Origin of the sequence: Chryseobacterium ureilyticum (assembly GCF_900156735.1) — a bacterium.
GTDB lineage: Bacteria > Bacteroidota > Bacteroidia > Flavobacteriales > Weeksellaceae > Chryseobacterium > Chryseobacterium ureilyticum.
In genome coordinates this window covers 20,297-39,166 of record NZ_FTOL01000002.1, presented here as the reverse complement: position 1 = coordinate 39,166, position 18,870 = coordinate 20,297, and the positions used below count along the sequence as shown (strand labels likewise).

Below are 18,870 nucleotides of genomic sequence, written 5' to 3'. Positions count from 1 at the left end.
GATAATATATATTAATGGCAACAAGTAACGATATCAAAAAAGGTCTTTGCATCGAGTATAGCAATGATATTTTTAAAGTAATCGAGTTCCTTCACGTAAAACCAGGTAAAGGACCTGCTTTCGTAAGAACAAAATTAAAGTCAGTAACTAACGGGAAAGTAATTGATAATACTTTCTCTGCAGGACATAAAATTGATGAAGTAAAAGTAATCACAAGAAAGTTCCAGTATCTTTATGATGATGAGAACGGATTCCACTTCATGAATAACGAAGATTTCTCTCAGTTATATATCAACAAAGAGATGATTGAAAACGCTCAGTTTATGAAAGCTGGTGAAGAAGTAACAATCATTTTGAAAGAAGCTGATGAAACTCCACTTTCTGCTGAACTTCCTCAGTCAGTATACTTAGATGTTATTGAGGCTGATCCGGGAGTAAAAGGAAACACTGCAACAAACGCTCTTAAAAACGCAATCGTTGAAACAGGAGCAAGAGTAATGGTTCCTTTGTTCATTGAGCCGGGAGACAGAATTAAAGTAAGCACTGAAGACGGTAGCTACTTAGAAAGAGTAAAATAAATAAAATTTACATAAATTCGGGTTGCATTAGCAGTCCGAATTTTGTTTTATAAGAAAAACATTGTTATGAGGTTTCATTCTCCACAAAAACTTAAAACAATTGCAGATTTAATAGGCTCAAAATTTGTAGGTCCTGAAGACTTTGAAGTCTTAGGGTCCAACGAAATTCATATGGTAAAACCGGGAGAGATCGTATTCGTGAATCACCCTAAATACTATGATAAAGCATTAAATTCTGCCGCTACTATTATTTTAATTGATAAAGAAGTAGAATGCCCGGAAGGAAAGGCACTTCTGGTTTCTGATGATCCGTTCAGGGATTTTAATAAAATCAATACTCATTTTACAAGAATATACAATTTCATCGAAGAACTTCATGACGTTGAAATTGGAGAAGGTACAAAAATACATTCTTCAGCAGTGATCGGAAACAATGTGAAAATTGGAAAAAACACCTTAATTTTCCCTAATGTTGTGATCGGCGACAGAACAGAGATTGGTGATAATGTGATCATACAGTCAGGAACCGTTTTGGGAGGTGATGCCTTCTATTACAGAAAGCTTAACGGAAACTTTGACCGTTTGATTTCTGTAGGAAATGTTGTTATTGAAAACAATGTTGAAATAGGGAATAACTGTACCATTGACAGAGGTGTTACAGACTCTACCATCATTGGAGCAGGTTCTGTTTTAGATAATCAGATTCAGATAGGACATGATACCATTATCGGAAAAAAATGTCTTATCGCTTCTCAGGTTGGAATTGCAGGATGCTGCGTGATTGGAGATGAAGTAACATTATGGGGACAAGTTGGGATCGCTTCCGGGAATAAAATTGAAAGCGGATCTGTGCTTTTAGGCAAAACCGGAGTGAACAGAGACCTGGAAAAAGGTACCTATATTGGGATGTTTGCAGAAGATTTCAAAACTTACCTGAAAAAAGAAGTAAAACTGAGAAATCTCAAATAAACTATTCCAAAGGTTTTATCCAAAATCAAAGAAATTTGAGTAAATTTGTGAGCATTAATAAAATAATAAATAAATTAAAACAACAATAAAATGTCAATTTTAGTAAACAAAGATTCTAAAGTAATTGTACAAGGATTTACAGGGAACGAAGGTACTTTCCATGCTAGCCAGATGATTGAATACGGAACAAACGTAGTAGGTGGTGTTACTCCAGGAAAAGGAGGTAGCGAGCACTTAGGAAAGCCAGTATTTAATACAGTAGCTGACGCTGTTGAAAAAGCAGGAGCAAACGTAAGTATTATCTTCGTACCACCGGCATTCGCAGCAGACGCTATCATGGAAGCTGCTGAAGCAGGGATCAAAGTAATTGTATGTATTACTGAAGGTATTCCTGTAGCTGATATGGTAAAAGTAAAATCTTATATCGCTGACAGAGACTGCAGATTAATCGGACCAAACTGCCCTGGAATCATTACTTCTGAAGAAGCTAAAATTGGTATTATGCCAGGTTTCGTTTTCAAAAAAGGTAAAGTAGGTATCGTTTCAAAATCAGGTACCCTTACTTACGAAGCTGCTGATCAGGTAGTAAGAGCAGGTTACGGTATTTCTACAGCTATCGGTATTGGTGGTGACCCAATCATCGGTACAACTACAAGAGAAGCTTTGGAATTATTCATCAATGACCCTGAAACTGAAGCTGTTGTAATGATCGGTGAGATCGGTGGAGGATTAGAAGCAGAAGCTGCTAGATGGTACAAAGCAAGCGGATCTACTAAACCTGTTGTTGGATTTATCGCTGGACAAACAGCTCCAAAAGGAAGAACTATGGGACACGCTGGTGCTATCGTAGGTGGTGCAGAAGATACAGCTCAGGCAAAAATGGAAATCATGAGAGAAAACGGTATCAACGTTGTTGACTCTCCTGCTGATATTGGTGCTACTGTAGCGAAAATTCTAGGATAATACAAAAACCAAAACATATGAAAAAACTTTTATTAGCCTCAGCTTTGACTCTTTCTGCTTTATCCTTTGCACAAGTGCAGTGGAAAAACACAAGATTCGGTCTTACAGGAGGTTTAAACTATTCCCGAGTTGCAAATGCCCATAACCCTTCAGGTCCAAGATACACCTTCCAAGGTGGTGCTTTAGCTTTGATTCCGGTAGGAAAGGCAAACCAATTCTACATTCAGCCTGAAGTTCTGTATTACGGTGCAGGAGAAACAGGTAAGGATAAAGATGCAAAAGGAAAAGATGGTTACGATGCAGTATATGCTAATAACTACTTAAGTGTTCCTTTATACTTTAAAGGATACTTCTCTGAATCTGCATCTGAATTCTTTGGATTGGTAGGTCCAAGGTTTAACTTTCTGGTAAGCCAGGATGTTAAAAATCCACCTGCTAACAGACCTTACTACGATCCGGATGTTACAGATCCTACACAGGCACCGGGAGTGAACGGTAAAGCAAAAAGCTTTAATTGGGGACTTGGACTAGGAATAGGATATAGCTACAAGAGACAGCTGGAAGTAGCTCTTAAATATGATTTAGGACTGTCTGATACTTTCCCTGGTCTTGCAAAAGAAAAAGGAGGTAGCGACAAGAAAAAATCTGAGCAGGTTGTAGCGCTTACTTTAAGCTATATATTCAAATAGAAGTTATTCATCAGAATATAAAAATCCCGGAAAGTAATTTCCGGGATTTTTTGTTTTTTATTTCTTTATTGGTAAAATAACAAAATGTGCAACAACAAATTTAAGATTATCTTTTATCAGAAGATTCTATAATAACGATGCTTCCTTTAGTCAAATAAAAAAGGATAAATTTACAATGACTGTGAATTTATCCTTCTTATTTTTTAGCCTTTTCAAGCCTTTTAGTGATTCTTCTATAACTATCCCTTAATCCACTTCCAAAGCTCTTTTAAAGTTGCTTTATTACCATACATTAAAATACCTACACGATAAATTTTTCCGGCAAGGAATATCATAAAAACAGTTGTTCCTAATAATAAAACAATAGATAATGCAATCTGCCAAGCAGGAACCCCAAAAGGTATCCTTGCAATCATTGCTACAGGGGAAGTGAACGGAATGATCGATAACCAGAATCCTAGCGGACCGTCAGGATTATTCATTAATGAGAAGCTTCCATACATTCCCAGTGTTAATGGTAAAATAGCAAATAAAGTGAACTGTTGAGTTTCAGTTTCATTATCTACCGCAGAACCAATAGCTGCATAAATAGAGCTATAGAAAATATATCCTAAAAGGAAAAATACGATGAATACAAAAATAATCAGCGGAAAATTCATTTCCAATAAGCTATGGGAAATTTGAGTAGCAAGCTGCGTCATATCCAGTTTACTTGTGATCTGCTCACTTCCGGCTGGTACAGTTTGCTGAAGAGGAGAAAACCCTGTATTTAAAACCAAAGCACCAATCACAGACATTGTAATCCAGATTAAGAACTGTGTTAAAGCAACTAAAGTTACCCCAAGAATCTTACCCATCATCAGCTCAAAAGGCTTCACGGATGAAATAATGATTTCCACTACACGATTGTTCTTTTCCTCCAGAACACTACGCATAACTCTTACTCCGTAGATAATGATAAACATAAAGGTAACATACATCAGAACCATACTAAGCCCGGATTTTACCCCAAAAGTTAAATCAGAATCTTCTTTATTGTTATCCGCAACATTAATCGTTTTTAAGCTGAAACTTTTATCAAGATCATTAAGCTGTACTTCCTGAATACCAAGTTGCTTGATTTTTTCTTTTTTCACAACATTACTGATATCAGAAACAATTTTCTGTTTCGTATCAAACCCCATTTTACTGTTGATCACTAACCTTGTTCCTGTTTCAAGCTCGTCATAATTCTGACCTCTTAACTCGGGAAGGATAAGAACGCCATCTAGCGATTCATTTCCTTTTAAATTATTGATCTTGGACTTTTCATCCGCAGCAGAAACAAAAACATAATTAAGTTTGTCATTGGATTTAAGCTGATTAATAAATAATCCACTTTTGTCAACCACCTCAATGATGCTGTGAGATTCATTGGCTTTGAACATCAGCCCGATAACCGCACCAAAAGCAATAATCATTACTGGAGCCAACAAAGTCAATATGATAAAGGATTTTTTCTTAACCTGTGTAAGAAACTCCCTCTTTGTAATTAAAAAAATATTATTCATAAATTAAGAATGGTTACTTACAGCATTAATAAACACTTCATTCATACTAGGAATTCTTTCATCAAATGATCTTACCTTACCTACATTCACAAGATCAACAAGAATATTATTCTGATCCGCTTCATTTTTCAGATCAAAAGAAACAAGACTGTTTTCATTCGTGAAATTGAAGATCTCATACTTGTTCTTAAAACTTTCAAGTTGTTCGTTGTTTACTTCGGAAAGAGTAATTCCAAAAATATTTTTCTTGAACTTTTCCCTTACATCAAAAACTCTTCCGTCAATGATCTTCTTGGAATTATTAATCAATGCAACATAGTCACACATCTCTTCCACACTTTCCATTCTGTGGGTAGAAAGAATAATCGTAGTTCCGTTATTCTTAAGATCAATGATCTGGTCTTTAATTAAGTTAGCATTTACAGGATCGAAACCTGAAAATGGTTCATCAAGAATTAAAAGATGAGGTCTGTGAAGTACCGTTACCACAAATTGGATCTTCTGAGCCATCCCCTTAGAAAGTTCAGAGAGTTTTTTCTTCCACCATTGGTCGATATTCAGTTTTTCAAACCATTTTTTGGCTTCGTTCAGAGCATCATTTTTACTCATCCCTTTTAATTCCCCGAAATAAAGAATCTGATCCCCTACACTCATATTCTTATAAAGACCTCTTTCTTCCGGCATATAACCGATGTCTTTGATATGGCTTGGATTCAGTTTTTCACCATTGATAAAGATATCTCCGGAATCTGCCTGAGTAATTTGATTGATGATACGAATGAAAGAAGTTTTTCCGGCTCCATTGGGTCCTAAAAGCCCATAAATACTGCCTTTTGGAACATGGATGCTAAAATCATCCAGTGCGACCTTTTTTCCGGCGTTATAGGTCTTTTTAATATGTTCAGCTTTAAGCATTAAATTGTTTTTACAATTAGTATAAAAAAGTTCCTAAAGTTACGGAAATATTAAAATAAATTATTGCAAAAGAAAAAATCCTGATGATTATCAGGATTTTATTTTATTGTTTCACGATTTGAGTAACTTTCTGCGTATTGTCACTTAAAATATAACGAATCATGTATTTTCCGGGTTTTAATTTTTCAATATTAATCTCGCCGGAATTCATATTGACTGTATAATTAGCGACTTGCATACCCAAAATAGAATAAAAAGTCACACTTTTGATTCTTAAAGAAGAATCCTTTGCCTTAATGATAAGGAAGTCCTTTGCAGGATTTGGATAGGCAAGTAGAACACCATCATCAGCTTTCTGTGAGATGGAACTCGGCTCTCTAAGCTGAGCTTGTAAATTGTTGGAAAATCCAACAAAAGTGCCTACAAATAAAATTAAAAGTAAAAGTTTTTTCATCAAATTTATATTTTCTCTAATATATATAACAAATATAACAAATTCTATAATCTCGTACAATAGTTTTTTATAGAACTTGTAGTAAATTTGTAGAAACTTATTCAAAAAGTATTCCAAAATGATACATTCAAGAAATAGAAGACTTAGAGTTAATGAATCTATCAGAAGTTTGGTAAGAGAAAATGTGCTTACAACTGATGATTTTGTAATGCCGATCTTCGTAATGGAGGGCGAAAACATGCAAGAACCGATCCCATCGATGCCGGGAATTTTTAGGCGAAGCATAGATTTAACAGTGAAAGAATGTAAGGAATTATTTTCTTTAGGCGTAAAAGCTGTCAATTTGTACATGAAAGTGTCTGAACATCTGAAAGACAATACAGGAAAAGAAGCCTGGAACCAAAACGGATTAATGCAGAATACGATCAAAGCGATCAAAGATGCAGTACCGGGAATGGTGGTAATGCCTGACGTAGCTCTAGATCCTTATTCAATCTATGGACATGACGGAATTATCGAAAACGGAAATATCTTAAATGATGCTACTAATGATGCTTTGGCAAGAATGTCAGTATCTCATGCAGAAGCAGGGGCTGATCTTGTCGCGCCAAGTGATATGATGGACGGTAGAATACAGGTGATTCGTGAAGCATTAGAAGAAAGTGGATTTACTGATGTTGGGATTGTAAGTTATGCTGCAAAATATGCAAGCTCTTTCTATGGTCCTTTCAGAAGTGCTTTAGACAGTGCACCGAAAGATGACATGGAAATTCCAAAGGATAAAAAAACATATCAGATGGATTATCACAATTCGCGTGAAGCAATGAATGAAGTATTTAAAGATATTGAAGAAGGTGCCGATGTGATTATGATCAAACCGGGACTTCCTTATCTGGATATTGTTTCCAAAGTACGTGAAGCGATTGATCTGCCGATAGCAGTTTACAACGTAAGCGGTGAATATGCAATGGTAAAAGCTGCTGTTCAAAACGGTTGGCTTGATAATGATAAAACGATCATCGAAAGCCTTACTTGCTTCAAAAGAGCAGGTGCGGATATGATCTTTACTTATTTTGCTAAGGAAGCAGCTATGATCCTTAACAAATAATCAATTTTACATTAATAGAAAAGAGATTGCTGATAAAGCAATCTCTTTTTTTGTATAATGATATCTTGTTATCCAAAACACGCTGTGTAATGAGGATGCCCTTCATGAATTGGTTTTTCTCCACCTTTATCATCCACACAGATATTAGTAGGGCATAAATACCAACCAGCCGGACATCTGCCTTCTGAATCAGGAAAACGAATAGCTCCCCCACTGATATTCTTCAAATCTTTTTTACTTAATTTTTTCATGATAATTATTTTTTAGTTTGTGAGCCTAAGATAATGAAAAATATCACACGGTGATGAAGTATTTAATCTTTTTTGCAAAAAAAAGTGTCTTTATGGCATATTTTAAATTAAGATATGGCTAATTATATGTGGAAAATTGAGAGGTTAGAAGTAAATAAATTTAACAATTAAGATGATGAACGTTAAATCAGATATAAACAATGCTTCGGGGTATTCAAACTTGTTTGCATTTTTGATATATTTGCGCTATGATTTTACGAGGAGAAAACTTAATCAAAGAATACGGTCCTAAAAAAGTTGTAAAAGGCGTTTCTGTACAGGTTCAGCAGGGAGAAATTGTTGGTTTGCTTGGTCCCAACGGAGCAGGGAAAACTACATCGTTTTATATGATCGTAGGGTTGGTTAAGCCCACTTCAGGAAAAATTTTTCTGGATAAACAGGAAATTACCACAGATGCAATGTACCGAAGAGCCCAAAAAGGAATCGGTTATCTGGCTCAGGAAGCTTCTGTTTTCAGAAAATTATCCGTTGAAGAGAATATTATGGGAGTATTGCAGTTGACAAAGCTTTCAAAACGTGAGCAGCAAATCAAATGCGATGAGCTAATCGAAGAATTCTCTTTACAACACGTTCGTAAAAACAGAGGGGATCTTCTTTCCGGTGGAGAAAGACGTAGAACGGAAATTGCCCGTTGTCTTGCTACAAGCCCAAACTTTATCCTTTTGGATGAACCGTTTGCAGGGGTAGACCCGATTGCGGTGGAAGATATTCAGAAGATTGTAAGAAGTCTTGTTGATAAAAATATCGGAATTCTGATCACCGACCACAACGTACAGCAGACGCTGGCGATTACCAACAAAACCTATATCATGTTTGAGGGTAAAATTCTTAAGGAAGGACTTCCGGAAGATCTTGCCAATGATCCACAGGTAAGAGAAGCTTATCTTGGAGAAAACTTCGTGTATCAAAGTATTCTTGATAAACCGAAGAAGAAAAAATATGCTTATAATATCTGGGCAGGTAATTTTGATTCTAAAAGTCAGTTACAGGGATTTGTAGATGAAAACTTCAAGCAGTATGATGATCTTAGATTGATGTATGGCTTTGAAGATATCAGTTTCGCTTCCCTTGCGAATTCTGAAATCGAGCATATCTTTAATGATGTAGTAGATAAAAATGCCAATAACTCATTTGTATTTCAGAAAAAAGAGATCAATACCAATTATTCTTTGGAACAGGCACAAACAGAATCTAAAGAAGCAGGTAAACCGGAATTGCACTATCTGACGACATATATGTACGAAGGATAAATTCCCGGATTAATATTTGCTTAAAACCATAATAAAAACGTACCTTTTCTCTTGGAAACGGTACGTTTTTCAGTTTAAATAATTCCTATGGCAAAACCATTCAACAGAACAGTCACTTTATTCGGGATTTATAAACAGCTTGTTCCATTCATCAGACCTTACAGATTAATGATCTACGGAACGTTGTTTCTTACTTTTCTAGGCGCTTTGGCGGCACAGGTAAACCCAATTGTATTGAAGTATACCGTGGATGAGGTGACGAAACTTACCCATCTTCCACATCCAATGACAGAAGGTATTCATATTCTGATCATCATCTCTATCATCTTATTAGGGAAGGAACTGTTGAATATTTTTATCAATTTCGGGCAGAAATTTTATGGTGAAAAGATCAGAATCAATGTAAGTTCGGTTCTGGCTCAATCGGCTATTGATAAAATTTTAACCTATCGTGTCGCCTATTTCAATGATGAAAACCATGAATCGGGAAAGTTACAGATAAGAATAGACCGCGGAATTGAAAGTTTAACAAAATTAGTTCAGAACTTTTTCATTGATATTTTACCTCTGTTTTCCAATGCTATTATTGCTTTGATAATCATGTATATGCAGAATGTATATGTAGGAGCAGTTTCTACGATTATTGTCCCGATTTACTTTTATATAAGCTCCTTACAGGCAAAAAAATTAGGAGGAGTACGTCGACAGCTTAGAAATCAGAGAGAAAAGAAGACTTCGGGTCTGTTGAATCTTATCAATTCCATAATGGTGATTAAAAGTTTTGTCCGTGAAAAATTTGAAGGAAAGAAGCAGTATGATTTACAGATGCAGCTGATGGAAAGTCAGATGTTTACAAGAAAAACCAACTTTATTTATGATGGCTTAAAGACTTTTATTGAACAGTTTGGAGTCGTTTTAATTATCCTTCTTACTGTTTATCTGGTACTTGATCAGCAGATGACGATTGGGGCAATTATGCTTCATATTATGCTTTTCAATAATGTTTCAGCACCTATTCGTCAATTGCACAGGATTTATGATGATATGAATGATGCAATGATCTATGCGGAAGGATATTTTGAAATTCTCAATGCAGATAATGAAGCCGAACCAAATGGAAAATTCACAGAAAAAGATATCAAAGGAACCTTTGAACTGAAGAATGTTGACTTTACTTATCCCAACGGAACAAAAGCATTACACAATGTTTCTATGAAAATTGAACATGGAAAAACTACTGCGCTTGTTGGATTGAGTGGTGCCGGAAAATCTACGGTTATCAATCTTTTATGTAAATTCTATCTTCCGGATTCCGGGGAAATTTTGCTTGATCATGTAAATCTTGATGAATATAATAATACTTTTCTGAGAAGTGATTTAGGGCTTGTTCTCCAAAAGAATCATATTTTCCAGGGAAGTATTGAAGACAATATCCGTTACGGAGACATGAATGCTGATTTTGAAAAAATTCAGGAAGCGGCTAAAAAAGCATATTTACATGAGCAGATTATAGATCTTCCCGATGGATATAAACATGATGCTACCCAACTCTCAGGAGGACAGCAGCAAAGAATAGCCATTGCAAGGCTTTTCCTTAAAAATCCACCTATTATTTTTCTGGATGAGCCTACCGCAAGTCTTGATGCCATTGCTACTGAGCAAATCAAAAACTCCCTTGATGCCATAAAAGAAGGAAGGACTGTTGTCATTATTTCCCATTCACTATCCCAGATTTTAGACTCAGATATTATTTATGTCATGAAAAAAGGAAGAGTAGTGGAAAACGGAACTCATGACGAACTTTATAGTAAAGACGGTACTTATCGCGAAATTTTTGATGCTTCAGCACGCAGCTTAAATCTGGATAAACTGGTGAATACTCTAAAAGATAATTAATAATTTTGCTTACTGTAAACCTTCAGCCGGCAACGACAATACATGAACGATCACTATCTTAAAAAACTCGACAGAGTAACGGCAATTCTTACTCAGCTGCAATCAAAATCTGTTGTAAGAGCACAGGATCTTGCTGAAAAATTTGATGTCAGTATCAGAACCATCTATCGGGATGTGAAAACATTGGAAAATGCAGGAATACCAATTGTAGGAGAAGCAGGGAACGGATATTCATTGATGGATGGCTATAAACTTCCTCCGATCATGTTTACTAAAGAAGAAGTCCTGAGCTTTATCACTGCCGAAAAGCTTATGCAGAAATTCTCCCATCAGAGTTTGGGAAATCATTATCAGACGGCAATGGAGAAAGTACGCTCTGTATTGAGGCATTCCGATAAAAATTTAATTCAGAATATTGAGAAACAGATCGACGTTTTTAATTTTCATACTCAGCAGACTGAAGACTCTCTGAAAAATGTCATTCCTATTATTTTGGAAAGTATAGCCGAGAAGACCCAGTTAAATATAGAATATCAGACTGTAGATTCAAAAATTTCCAACAGAACTATTGAAGCTGTTGGGATTTTCTTTGAATTTAATTTTTGGTACATTATGGCATATTGTACACTACGAAATGATTTCAGGCAGTTCAGAGTAGACCGGATTCTGAAAATTTATAAAACACAAACTCCCTTCTTACAGGAATACGGACAGATCAATGATTACAGAAAATCACATGGGAATAAAGTGAAAGCTAAACTTTTGGTGGATAAAAAGATAATGGCTCACCTTGTGAATTCAAAAAAATACTATGGCTTGATTGAAGAGGTAGAAACCGACCAAGGTGTTGAACTTACCTTTGAGACAGAATGGATTAATGACGGATTTCCACGTTGGGTAATTACTTTTGCAGATTATGCTACAGTTCTTGAACCGGAAAGCCTTCGTACAAGATTGAAAGAACTTCTTACCAATATGATGGGAAGGCATCAATAAAACCTCAACAAATTATATGTTGAGGTTAAGATTATGCAAATAGATGAAATGGTTTGAAGTAAAAAAGTAACGTTGCAAAAAAGTAAATTTATTTTTCTCTTTCGCAATTTTACCGCTTGCTTAATTATTAAAATCTTTCCCAGAAGAAAGGAGGTTCCATTCCTAAAGCTCTCAGATAAACATATCCTTGTGCACGGTGGTGAATTTCATTATCTACGAAATAAAGAATATTCTCATATACCGGGAATTCATATTCACCAAATAAATTAAAAGTTTCCTGGAATCTTTCCTCAGAGATTTGTCTGAAATAATGATTGATCACTTCAGTTTCCTCGTCCCATTTTTTTAGAATCTCTGCTTTTGTTGTTGGATTAAAACCTTCTTCATTATAAGCGTCCGTTTTGTTTTCAACGATTCCCTTTAAAGCAGTTCCTCCAATCATGATAAGTTCTACTGCCATTTTAGCGAATGGTCTCATTCCACCTATGGAAAATTCAAATAATTCCTTCTCAGGAAAAGCATCGATTACTCTTCTTGTCAGGTTTCTGTGTCCCTGCCAGTCTTTTAATAATTGCTCAGTAGTCATGAATTGCTGTGTAGCGGTTGCTGTAGTTGTCATAATGTATCGTTTTTGTTTGTTATTGTTGATACAAAGGTAGGAGTAGGTAATGACAACAGTTTGTCAGCAGGATTTTTAATGCTGAAAAATATTTTATTTCTTTGCTAAAATATTACACCTTACTTTTCCGTTAGAAGAAAGTATATTAATAAAAACAAATTGATTAATTAAAATTATGAAGAAGTATATTTTGTCTGTAGTGACAACCTTTTTATTAGTATCATGCAACAAAATTGAGGAGAAAATAGATCAGACAGTTCAGGAAACTACTGAAAAAGTGCAGCAAAAAGCTCAGCAGGCAGTAGAGGAAACCGTTAAAAAGACAGTCAATGAGTCTATAAACTCTATCACAAACTCTCAGGATGTAAAATTTAATGAAGTTTTCCCTAATTCAGAATCCCTGATTTCAGAAGAGAAAGGCAAAAAGATAAAACTCCCTACAGGAACTGAAGGATATGTTTTTAAATACAAAGCTGATATAGCTGTATTACTTCCTTTTTTAGAAAAACAGGCAACTTCTGATGAAAGTAAATCAGAAAAAACCGCAAGAAAAATTGATGGACAAAGTATTATCAGTAAAATCAGTCTTGTTTCGAAATTTTTACCTGAAAATACTTTTGATACAAGCTTTTTAGAAGATATCAAAACAGATAAAAGCATTCAGTATTATAAGCTGAAAAGATTCCCTAACAGTAGTACAATCATCTACAACCCAAAAAATCAGACCATCATACAATACGTAGAGGTAAATAAATAATTTGGATTGACCGGTTTTTAACCGGTCATTTTTTACTTCCAGATTACCTATAGATTTGAATGTTTTTTCATTTTTAACATAAATATTCGTAAAAATCAAAGATTCGTGTTTTTTGTAGTTTAGCTTTTTACAAATAATACCTGTAATACCTGATAAGTACATCATCAGTACATTTTACTTTTTACATTGTACAAAAAAAAGTATTTTAGTAGTATGAAAATTTATACAAAGACAGGAGATAAAGGTCAGACTGCACTTTATGGAGGAACAAGAGTTTCCAAAGCAAGTGCAAGAGTAGACAGCTACGGAAATATTGATGAGTTAAATTCATTCATCGGAATTGCAAAAAGCCATATTGAGGATGAAGAAGTTTTAAAGCAACTGAAAAAAATTCAGTTCGATTTATTTACGGTAGGTTCAGAAGCAGCAACACCCGTGGATAAATTGATGTTGGCAAATGGGAAATCCCGTCTTCCGATCATTATTTCAGATACGGAAATTGAAGAATTGGAACAATGGATGGATGCTTTTGATGAAAAATTGGAACCTCTTCAGTATTTTATTCTTCCAGGCGGAGGAAAACCGGCAACGTTTTTACATGCAGCAAGAACAATTTGCAGAAGAGCAGAACGTTCATTGGTTTTCTTAAATGAAGCTGAGGAAGTACGTCCGGAATTGATTAAATATTTAAACAGACTATCAGATTATCTTTTCGTATTGGCAAGATATATTTCAAAAGTAAATAATGAACCGGAAGAATACTGGAACCCGAATGAGAGATAAAGTATTACTTTTCATCAACGGAGATGCTCCGAAATCTTTACCCAATCCAGAAAAGTATGGTTTAATAGCCTGTACTGATGGTGCATTTCACTATCTTAAAAGAATGGGCTTTCCTTTAGATAAACTTGATTTTATTTCCGGTGATTTTGACTCTCATTCCGGATCGGATGAGGATATGTATCAGGATAAATTTATTCTTACTCTAGATCAGGATAAGACAGATTTTCATAAGGCTCTGGAAATTATTATGGAAAAAGGTTTTTCAGATGTAGATGTTTTTGGAGGAAGTGGAGGAGAACAGGATCATTTTCTTGGAAATTTGACGGTTGCTTATGCCTTCAAAGATGGTATGAAGATTAAATTTTATGATGAGTTTTCAGAATATTATTTTATTCCTAACGATTTTAAATTGAAAGGTGTAAAGAACAAAATGATTTCCCTTTATCCTTTTCCATCGGTAAATAACATAACAACCAAAGGGCTCAATTGGTCTTTAACAAACGGAAGTTTAAATATCACCTCAAGGATTGGAACCCGTAATTTTGCTATTGAAGATGAAGTTTCGGTAGAATATGAATCAGGAGATGTGTTGTTTTTTGTTGGTATCAACGAGATAGAATATCCAACAATCTATTAATTATATTTCCGAGAAAATTATCAATAGAAACAGGCTTTAGCCCGTTTAATAAAAATAAAATAAAGTCTATTGGCTTTAGCCAAAATCTAAAATAACCTTTAAACGACAAAAGACTTAAGTGATTTTTTTGTCTTTTGTGGTAAATCCGAAAACGATTGAATACATTTATTAAAATACCAGTTGTCATTATTTCATTATTCTGTGTTTTCTCATGTAAAACACAGAATTTTGAAACACCTGAATATGGGAAAAATGAAACAGAAAAGACTATTAAGATCAAAAAGGTCCACAACTTCCGTGCTGTAGGGAACATTAAAAATTCAGAAGGAAGAAGTTTAAAAGAAGGAACGTTTTACAGAAGTGCCCACCTTCATAAACTTAAAAATAAATCTTTTGACCAATTGGAAAAACTTGGAATAAAAGAAATCATTGATTTAAGAAATTCAAAAGAGATTTTGGATAAACCGGATAAGCTTCCAAACGGAATTACTTATAAAAAATATTCAGCCTTTGAAGATGAAGGAGATCAATTGTCACAGGCAAGAAAACTTGTTTTAAAAGGAAAGGTGAATGCTTCCGATGCTGATAAAAGAATGATCGACTTTTATCGTGAATATGTCACTGAAAATCCCGCAACGATCAAAACAATCATCAACGAAATTCTTGAATCTAAAGAACCCGTACTCTATCACTGTACTGCGGGTAAGGACAGAACCGGAATTATCACAGCTTTGATCTTAACAATATTGAAGTTTGATAAAGAAATCATTTATAATGAATATCTTTTATCCAACAACTTTAGAAAAGGCTTGGTAGAGAAGAGAATGAGCCTTGCCAACAACTTACATTTCCTGTATCCGAAAATGGATTTACAGGTTCTGGAAAAACTGAGCTGGGTTGAAAAAAGATATCTTGATGCCGCTTTTGATGAGATCAATAAAAAATATGGTTCCACAGATGCTTATATCCAGCAGGTACTGGGTATTTCTGAGGCAAAAAGAGAGGAGTATATTCAAAAGTTTACCCACTGATTATCAGGAATAAATTTCTGTAAGATATAATATTGGGGGATTATTTAAAATTATAATAATTTTAACATCCAAAAATCAAACTTTTTTAGCAATTTTGCATTTCTTAATTCACTTGTTTAGAAATGAAAATAAAGTACTCGGAACTTATTGATCAGACATTATATTTTCCTACGGAGGAATTTAATGTTTCTGAGAACAATTTGTTGTTTCACGATGTTCCATTAATGGACGTTGTTGAGCAATTTGGCACTCCGCTAAAGATTAGCTATTTGCCGAGAATTTCTCAAAATATTCAGAAAGCCAAAAGCTGGTTTAAAGAGGCTTTTGAAAAAATTGAATATAAAAAGAATTATACCTACTGTTACTGTACAAAATCCAGTCATTTCAATTTCGTATTGGAAGAGGCATTGAAGAATGATATTTCAATAGAAACGTCTTCTGCCTATGATATGGATATTGTAAAATCTCTTTATGAGAAAGGAAAAGTAGATAAAAACATTGAGGTAATCTGTAATGGATTCAAAACGGATGATTATCTGACAAAGATTTCAGATATGATCAATAACGGTTTTGGAAACATTACTCCGATTCTGGATAATTACCGTGAACTGGATAAGCTTACAGAAAGTATAGATTCTACCTTCAATATCGGGATCAGAATCGCTTCAGAAGAAGAACCAAAGTTCGAATTTTATACCTCAAGATTAGGAATCGGATATAAAGATATCATTCCTTATTACAGCCAGAAGATTGCTGAACACCCGAATGCAAGATTGAAAATGCTTCACTTCTTTATCAATACGGGAATCAAAGATACTTCTTATTACTGGAACGAATTGTACAAATGTCTTCGTGTATATGCACGTTTGAAAAAAATCGCTCCCGAAGTAGACTCATTGAATATCGGTGGTGGTTTTCCAATCAAAACCTCTTTAAATTTTGATTACGATTACCAATACATGGTTGAGGAAATTGTTTCTCAGATCAAGAAATTCTGTGAAGAAGAAGGGGTGGAAGAACCTAATATCTATACTGAATTCGGAAGTTTTACAGTTGGAGAAAGTGGAGCAAACCTTTACAAAATTATTTCTCAGAAACGTCAGAATGACAGAGAAAAGTGGAATATGATCGATTCTTCTTTCATGACAACACTTCCTGATACATGGGCGATTTCAAGACACTTTATCATGCTTCCGCTAAACCGTTGGGAAGATAGCTATGAAAGAGTATTCCTAGGGGGATTAACTTGTGATTCAGATGATTATTATAACTCTGAGCAGCATACGAATGCTATTTATTTACCGGTTTTCAGTGATACGAAGCCTTTGTATATCGGATTCTTCCATACAGGAGCTTATCAGGAAACGATCGGAGGTTACGGTGGAGTACACCACTGCCTGATGCCTCAGCCAAGACACGTCCTGATTCAGAAAGATGAAAATGGTGAATTACAATATGAAATTTTCCGTGAAAAACAAGAACCGGAAGATGTATTGAGACTTCTTGGGTATAAATAATTTTTATATCAATAGAAACCGGGCTTTAGCCCGTTTACAAAAAAATAATAAGCCCATTGGCTTTAGCCAAAACTTATACAAAGCAAAAGCTCTCAGATTCTGAGAGCTTTTTTTATTTAAAAATATTTTGAAATTTTATCCAGTTCCAGTTCTTCATAATCAGAAACTACCGTATCAGCCAATGTGTAATCCTGGTTTTTAGAATGCGGACTTCTATAAGCTGCACAGAATATTTTAGCTCTGTGGGCGGCTAGAATTCCATTGGTGGAATCTTCTATTACCATACAGTTTTCTACAGGTTCTCCAGCCATTTCAGCAGCAAGAAGAAAAACTTCAGGATGAGGTTTTGATTCTTTTAAATCTGCACCGCTGATTTTTCCACTAAAGTATTTTTCAAGCCCGAATTTTTCAAAAACCATATTGATGGTAGTCATGGTTGCAGAAGAAGCGAGAATCAGCTTTATCCCATTTTCATGATAATGCTGAATAAGATTTCTTACTCCGGGGATCAAATCAAATTCATCATCATTATAAAAATAATCCTTGAAGTGAGATCTTTTAATTCCTGCAATGGATTCGTAAGTCTGATTTAAATTAAATTCCTTGATCAGAGTTTCTGAAACCCTTTTGGTAGAAGCTCCTGTAAAAGAAGTGTATAAATCTTCGGAAACTGCAATTTCCAGTTCATCAAAAGTTTTGAAATAAGCTTTTCTATGCAATGGTTCTGTGTCTACAATCACTCCATCCATATCGAAAAGAACAGCTTTTAAAGACATATTCTAAGTTTTTCACAAAAATAACTTTTAAAATTTAAACATAAGAACATTTAAAAACTAAAAAATCAGAATGAGGATTAAAAATTCATAACAAACAATAGTTCATCTCTAACTCAACGAGTATTTTGTATCTTTGCGGAGTATTTTAATTTTTCAATCATTTAATTTTTTAATTAATAATTATATATGAAAACATACGCAGGAATTCCCGAGGAAAACGCAACGTTAGAGAATTCGAAAGTAATGTTGGTAACTGTTCCTTACGATGGAACTTCAACATGGGGTAAAGGAGCAGATAAAGGTCCTGAGTTATTCTTAGATGCTTCTGAAAACATGGAGCTTTATGATATTGAAACTCAAACTGAACCTTATCTTCAAGGGGTATATCTAGCTGGAGAGGTTTCTGAAAACTCTAGCCCTGAAGCAATGACAGAAGCTGTTTATCAAAAAACAAAAGAGCTTTTGAACAATGAAGGAAAAGTATTCACTTTATTTGGTGGTGAACACTCTGTTTCTATCGGTTCTATCCGTGCAGTAGGAGAGAAATTTGAAAATCTTACAGTTCTTCAATTGGACGCTCACACAGATTTACGTCCTGAGTTCCATGGTTCTACTTCTAACCACGCTTGTGCAGTGTTTGAAGCTAATCAAAAGCATAACTTAGTTCAGGTGGGAATCCGTTCTATGGATGCAGAAGAAGCTCAGTATTTACCGGAAGGAAGAGTATTCTTTGCTCACGAAATTGCTAATAATGAGAATTGGGTAAATGACGTATTGGAAAAAGTTTCAGGAAACGTTTATATTACGATTGACCTTGATGCTTTTGATCCTTCTATTGCTCCATCTACAGGAACTCCTGAGCCAGGTGGATTACAATGGTATCCAACATTGGAATTATTAAGAAAAGTATTCGAAAAATGTAACGTAGTAGCATTTGATATTGTAGAATTAATGGATTCTCCAATGGCTAAGCCAACAGCTTTCCTTGCAGCGAAGTTATATTATAAAATGCTTGCTTATAACGATATTTATAATAACAATAACTAAAATTCCGCAAGAATCGGATTTTTT

19 protein-coding genes and 1 pseudogene are annotated in these 18,870 nt (G+C 34.8%); 14 read left to right on the top strand and 6 right to left on the bottom strand.

All coding sequences use genetic code 11. The annotated features are described in order from the left end of the window. Positions 1 to 14 precede the first annotated feature (14 nt). The 4 genes from efp (at position 15) to BW983_RS06310 (ending at position 3,199) form a co-directional block, all read left to right on the top strand. Positions 15 to 578: an elongation factor P gene (gene efp / locus BW983_RS06325; protein ID WP_076550937.1), complete on the top strand. Its 564-nt coding sequence runs from the start codon at positions 15 to 17 to the stop codon at positions 576 to 578. Between the two features lie 66 nt (positions 579 to 644). Next, on the top strand, positions 645 to 1,547 hold the full coding sequence (locus BW983_RS06320; RefSeq protein ID WP_076550935.1) for a UDP-3-O-(3-hydroxymyristoyl)glucosamine N-acyltransferase: 903 nt from the start codon (positions 645 to 647) through the stop codon (positions 1,545 to 1,547). Positions 1,548 to 1,637: 90 nt separating this feature from the next. Then, on the top strand, positions 1,638 to 2,510 hold the full coding sequence (gene sucD / locus BW983_RS06315; protein ID WP_047488432.1) for a succinate--CoA ligase subunit alpha: 873 nt from the start codon (positions 1,638 to 1,640) through the stop codon (positions 2,508 to 2,510). A gap of 17 nt (positions 2,511 to 2,527) precedes the next feature. Continuing rightward, the gene (locus BW983_RS06310) at positions 2,528 to 3,199 is read left to right on the top strand and encodes a porin family protein (RefSeq protein WP_076550933.1); all 672 of its coding nucleotides are present in this window, start codon (positions 2,528 to 2,530) and stop codon (positions 3,197 to 3,199) included. Between the two features lie 239 nt (positions 3,200 to 3,438). On the opposite strand, the gene BW983_RS06305 is transcribed toward BW983_RS06310, so the two are convergent. The 3 genes from BW983_RS06305 to BW983_RS06295 all read right to left on the bottom strand — a co-directional run bounded on the left by BW983_RS06305 (position 3,439) and on the right by BW983_RS06295 (position 6,118). Then, positions 3,439 to 4,749 (bottom strand): ABC transporter permease, encoded by a 1,311-nt coding sequence (locus BW983_RS06305; protein ID WP_076550931.1) that lies wholly within the window; start codon positions 4,747 to 4,749, stop codon positions 3,439 to 3,441. Positions 4,750 to 4,752: 3 nt separating this feature from the next. Further along, positions 4,753 to 5,664 carry an ABC transporter ATP-binding protein gene (locus BW983_RS06300; protein ID WP_076550929.1) on the bottom strand — a complete coding sequence of 304 codons (912 nt, stop codon included), beginning with the start codon at positions 5,662 to 5,664 and terminating at the stop codon, positions 4,753 to 4,755. 103 nt (positions 5,665 to 5,767) lie between these two features. Further along, complete coding sequence (locus tag BW983_RS06295) at positions 5,768 to 6,118, bottom strand: T9SS type A sorting domain-containing protein (protein WP_065394873.1); 351 nt, start codon at positions 6,116 to 6,118, stop codon at positions 5,768 to 5,770. Between the two features lie 118 nt (positions 6,119 to 6,236). Between BW983_RS06295 and hemB the strand changes: the two genes are divergently transcribed. Beyond that, entirely contained in the window at positions 6,237 to 7,226 is a 990-nt protein-coding gene (hemB, locus tag BW983_RS06290) for a porphobilinogen synthase (protein ID WP_076550926.1), read from the top strand. A gap of 68 nt (positions 7,227 to 7,294) precedes the next feature. Here hemB and BW983_RS06285 read toward each other — a convergent pair whose 3' ends face one another. Next, positions 7,295 to 7,477 carry a bacteriocin gene (locus tag BW983_RS06285; protein ID WP_076550924.1) on the bottom strand — a complete coding sequence of 61 codons (183 nt, stop codon included), beginning with the start codon at positions 7,475 to 7,477 and terminating at the stop codon, positions 7,295 to 7,297. A gap of 248 nt (positions 7,478 to 7,725) precedes the next feature. Between BW983_RS06285 and lptB the strand changes: the two are divergent. The 3 genes and pseudogenes from lptB to BW983_RS06270 form a co-directional block, all read left to right on the top strand. Beyond that, positions 7,726 to 8,451 (top strand): annotated as a pseudogene (gene lptB / locus BW983_RS06280) (LPS export ABC transporter ATP-binding protein); the annotation flags it as partial. Positions 8,452 to 8,955: 504 nt separating this feature from the next. Continuing rightward, positions 8,956 to 10,683: an ABC transporter ATP-binding protein gene (locus tag BW983_RS06275; protein WP_076551752.1), complete on the top strand. Its 1,728-nt coding sequence runs from the start codon at positions 8,956 to 8,958 to the stop codon at positions 10,681 to 10,683. 42 nt (positions 10,684 to 10,725) lie between these two features. Then, positions 10,726 to 11,679 (top strand): helix-turn-helix transcriptional regulator, encoded by a 954-nt coding sequence (locus tag BW983_RS06270; RefSeq protein ID WP_076550920.1) that lies wholly within the window; start codon positions 10,726 to 10,728, stop codon positions 11,677 to 11,679. A gap of 127 nt (positions 11,680 to 11,806) precedes the next feature. Here the strand turns inward: BW983_RS06270 and BW983_RS06265 are convergent, their stop codons facing one another. Continuing rightward, positions 11,807 to 12,298 carry a DinB family protein gene (locus BW983_RS06265; RefSeq protein ID WP_076550918.1) on the bottom strand — a complete coding sequence of 164 codons (492 nt, stop codon included), beginning with the start codon at positions 12,296 to 12,298 and terminating at the stop codon, positions 11,807 to 11,809. A 175-nt stretch (positions 12,299 to 12,473) separates the two neighbouring features. On the opposite strand from BW983_RS06265, the gene BW983_RS06260 reads away from it, so the two are divergent. The 5 genes from BW983_RS06260 (at position 12,474) to BW983_RS06240 (ending at position 17,023) form a co-directional block, all read left to right on the top strand. Continuing rightward, entirely contained in the window at positions 12,474 to 13,055 is a 582-nt protein-coding gene (locus BW983_RS06260; protein ID WP_076550916.1) for a hypothetical protein, read from the top strand. Positions 13,056 to 13,268: 213 nt separating this feature from the next. Next, complete coding sequence (locus BW983_RS06255; RefSeq protein WP_065394867.1) at positions 13,269 to 13,838, top strand: cob(I)yrinic acid a,c-diamide adenosyltransferase; 570 nt, start codon at positions 13,269 to 13,271, stop codon at positions 13,836 to 13,838. Then, on the top strand, positions 13,828 to 14,475 hold the full coding sequence (locus tag BW983_RS06250; protein ID WP_076551751.1) for a thiamine diphosphokinase: 648 nt from the start codon (positions 13,828 to 13,830) through the stop codon (positions 14,473 to 14,475). Before BW983_RS06255 ends, BW983_RS06250 begins: the two co-directional genes overlap by 11 nt. A gap of 155 nt (positions 14,476 to 14,630) precedes the next feature. Next, a complete protein-coding gene (locus tag BW983_RS06245) occupies positions 14,631 to 15,506 on the top strand; it encodes a tyrosine-protein phosphatase (protein WP_076550914.1) in 876 nt (291 codons plus the stop codon). A 122-nt stretch (positions 15,507 to 15,628) separates the two neighbouring features. Continuing rightward, the gene (locus BW983_RS06240) at positions 15,629 to 17,023 is read left to right on the top strand and encodes a type III PLP-dependent enzyme domain-containing protein (protein WP_076550912.1); all 1,395 of its coding nucleotides are present in this window, start codon (positions 15,629 to 15,631) and stop codon (positions 17,021 to 17,023) included. A gap of 116 nt (positions 17,024 to 17,139) precedes the next feature. Here the strand turns inward: BW983_RS06240 and BW983_RS06235 are convergent, their stop codons facing one another. Further along, positions 17,140 to 17,799: an HAD family hydrolase gene (locus BW983_RS06235; protein ID WP_076550909.1), complete on the bottom strand. Its 660-nt coding sequence runs from the start codon at positions 17,797 to 17,799 to the stop codon at positions 17,140 to 17,142. Positions 17,800 to 17,985: 186 nt separating this feature from the next. Here BW983_RS06235 and speB point away from each other — a divergent pair, with 186 nt between their 5' ends. Continuing rightward, positions 17,986 to 18,846 (top strand): agmatinase, encoded by an 861-nt coding sequence (gene speB, locus BW983_RS06230; RefSeq protein ID WP_076550908.1) that lies wholly within the window; start codon positions 17,986 to 17,988, stop codon positions 18,844 to 18,846. Positions 18,847 to 18,870 lie beyond the last annotated feature (24 nt).

Excerpts from the sequence above, each read along its gene's own strand:
- hemB (WP_076550926.1), top strand. The coding sequence starts at position 6,237 with ATGATACATTCAAGAAATAGAAGACTTAGAGTTAATGAATCTATCAGA.
- BW983_RS06270 (WP_076550920.1), top strand. The coding sequence starts at position 10,726 with ATGAACGATCACTATCTTAAAAAACTCGACAGAGTAACGGCAATTCTT.
- BW983_RS06320 (WP_076550935.1), top strand. The coding sequence starts at position 645 with ATGAGGTTTCATTCTCCACAAAAACTTAAAACAATTGCAGATTTAATA.
- BW983_RS06305 (WP_076550931.1), bottom strand. The coding sequence starts at position 4,749 with ATGAATAATATTTTTTTAATTACAAAGAGGGAGTTTCTTACACAGGTT.
- BW983_RS06255 (WP_065394867.1), top strand. The coding sequence starts at position 13,269 with ATGAAAATTTATACAAAGACAGGAGATAAAGGTCAGACTGCACTTTAT.
- sucD (WP_047488432.1), top strand. The coding sequence starts at position 1,638 with ATGTCAATTTTAGTAAACAAAGATTCTAAAGTAATTGTACAAGGATTT.
- BW983_RS06240 (WP_076550912.1), top strand. The coding sequence starts at position 15,629 with ATGAAAATAAAGTACTCGGAACTTATTGATCAGACATTATATTTTCCT.
- BW983_RS06250 (WP_076551751.1), top strand. The coding sequence starts at position 13,828 with ATGAGAGATAAAGTATTACTTTTCATCAACGGAGATGCTCCGAAATCT.
- BW983_RS06310 (WP_076550933.1), top strand. The coding sequence starts at position 2,528 with ATGAAAAAACTTTTATTAGCCTCAGCTTTGACTCTTTCTGCTTTATCC.
- BW983_RS06265 (WP_076550918.1), bottom strand. The coding sequence starts at position 12,298 with ATGACAACTACAGCAACCGCTACACAGCAATTCATGACTACTGAGCAA.
- BW983_RS06295 (WP_065394873.1), bottom strand. The coding sequence starts at position 6,118 with ATGAAAAAACTTTTACTTTTAATTTTATTTGTAGGCACTTTTGTTGGA.
- BW983_RS06285 (WP_076550924.1), bottom strand. The coding sequence starts at position 7,477 with ATGAAAAAATTAAGTAAAAAAGATTTGAAGAATATCAGTGGGGGAGCT.
- efp (WP_076550937.1), top strand. The coding sequence starts at position 15 with ATGGCAACAAGTAACGATATCAAAAAAGGTCTTTGCATCGAGTATAGC.
- BW983_RS06235 (WP_076550909.1), bottom strand. The coding sequence starts at position 17,799 with ATGTCTTTAAAAGCTGTTCTTTTCGATATGGATGGAGTGATTGTAGAC.
- BW983_RS06260 (WP_076550916.1), top strand. The coding sequence starts at position 12,474 with ATGAAGAAGTATATTTTGTCTGTAGTGACAACCTTTTTATTAGTATCA.
- BW983_RS06275 (WP_076551752.1), top strand. The coding sequence starts at position 8,956 with ATGATCTACGGAACGTTGTTTCTTACTTTTCTAGGCGCTTTGGCGGCA.
- speB (WP_076550908.1), top strand. The coding sequence starts at position 17,986 with ATGAAAACATACGCAGGAATTCCCGAGGAAAACGCAACGTTAGAGAAT.
- BW983_RS06300 (WP_076550929.1), bottom strand. The coding sequence starts at position 5,664 with ATGCTTAAAGCTGAACATATTAAAAAGACCTATAACGCCGGAAAAAAG.